General features: G+C 68.0%; 3 protein-coding genes. All 3 read left to right on the top strand.

The window, feature by feature from the left end; translation table 11 throughout:
* On the top strand, positions 1-382 hold a 382-nt coding region (locus tag E1287_RS43255), incomplete at its 5' end, for a conjugal transfer protein (protein WP_131971961.1).
* 78 nt (positions 383-460) lie between these two features.
* Entirely contained in the window at positions 461-730 is a 270-nt protein-coding gene (locus tag E1287_RS43250; RefSeq protein ID WP_230421549.1) for a hypothetical protein, read from the top strand.
* A gap of 57 nt (positions 731-787) precedes the next feature.
* Positions 788-1,298, top strand: a 511-nt coding sequence (locus tag E1287_RS43245; protein ID WP_131971957.1) for a conjugal transfer protein, incomplete at its 3' end; no start/stop codon positions are given.

Raw genomic sequence — 1,298 nt, 5'->3', positions numbered from 1 at the left:
CCTTCCCCCGCCGACCAAGGCCAAGCTTCCCCAGAGCGGTGTCCAAGACCGCGACACCGCGCTCGAAAGCGAACTCCAGCCGTTCCTCGGAACGTTCTTCCAGGAGTACGCGACCGGCAACCAGGCGGCCCTGTCCCGCTTCTCCTCCGACGGGACGACCATCGCCGGCCTCGCCAACACCGTCCGCTTCATGCAGGTCAAGGAGGTCGTGGCGCCGAAGGGGTCCGCGGGCGAGCGCACCGTCACCGCGACGGTCGTATGGCAGCTCGCCCAGGGCGGCGGCGGTGAGCTGGACCAGACCTACCGGCTCACCATGGTCAAGAAGGGCACGACCTGGCTCGTGCGCGATATCCGCGGCACCACGGAACCGAGCGCATCATGAGAGGCCGCGATTTGACGAAAGCACCCCCCAGCCGACCCGCCGACCGAGGAAGGTAGTCAGTCGATGCTGCACCACATCATGGCGTCGATTCCCCATGAAATCCTGGCGGCGCCGGACGACGAACTCCAGACCGATCAGCTCGCCGATTGGCTGCGTCAGATCTTCGGTCCGCTCTTCCTGGTGATCGTCTCCATTGTTGCGATCTTCTTCCTGTTCACCCGCGAGATCACGCGTTTCGTCCAATTCATCGTGCTGGCGATCGGAATCGGGGTGGTCTTCTACGTGCCCAACATCATCGAGACCACGGCCAAGGCGATAGCCAGGGCCCTCGGCGTGGACGTCTCCTGACCCCGGACGGAGGATCGGCAGGCGGACCCGTGCTCGCGCAGACAGGGGAGTAGGGGCGTGGATCTACCCACGTACACGAACATCTGGCGCATCGAGAAACGGCTGTACAAGCTGTACGACCTGCGGCTGCCCATGCCGCTGCCGCTCGTCCAGATCGGCGTGTTCCTCGGTGTGTTCGTGCCCTGGATCCTCATGCTCAGATTCGCGGGCATCCCCTTCGAGTCGCCCTGGCACGTGCTGTACATCGTCCCGCCGGGCGTCCTGACCTGGCTGGCCACCCGTCCCGTCATCGAGGGCAAGCGCCTCACCGAACTGCTGATCTCGCAGAGCCGCTACCTCGCCGAGCCCCGCACCTGGTGCCGCCTCACCCCGATCCGCGAGCCCCGCGAGGTCGTCATCGTGGCCCGCGTCTGGCGCCGCGCCGAGGCCCCCGCCCCCGTCGCCGCCCCGGAACGCGCCGCGATCAAGTCCCGCCGCAAGCGCAGGCAGGCCGCGACCGCCGCCGCGCAACCCGCCGCCGCTCACCCGGCCGCCGTCCCCGTCCTGCTGCCACGCCCGTCCGCAGCCC

This window comes from Actinomadura sp. KC06, assembly GCF_004348735.1.
Taxonomy (GTDB): domain Bacteria; phylum Actinomycetota; class Actinomycetes; order Streptosporangiales; family Streptosporangiaceae; genus Spirillospora.
Note: the sequence above shows the minus strand (reverse complement) of the source record. Positions and strands in the feature narration are given on the sequence as shown.

Bases quoted from the DNA above. Each gene is read 5' to 3' on its own strand.
- E1287_RS43250 (WP_230421549.1), top strand. From the start codon at position 461: ATGGCGTCGATTCCCCATGAAATCCTGGCGGCGCCGGACGACGAACTC.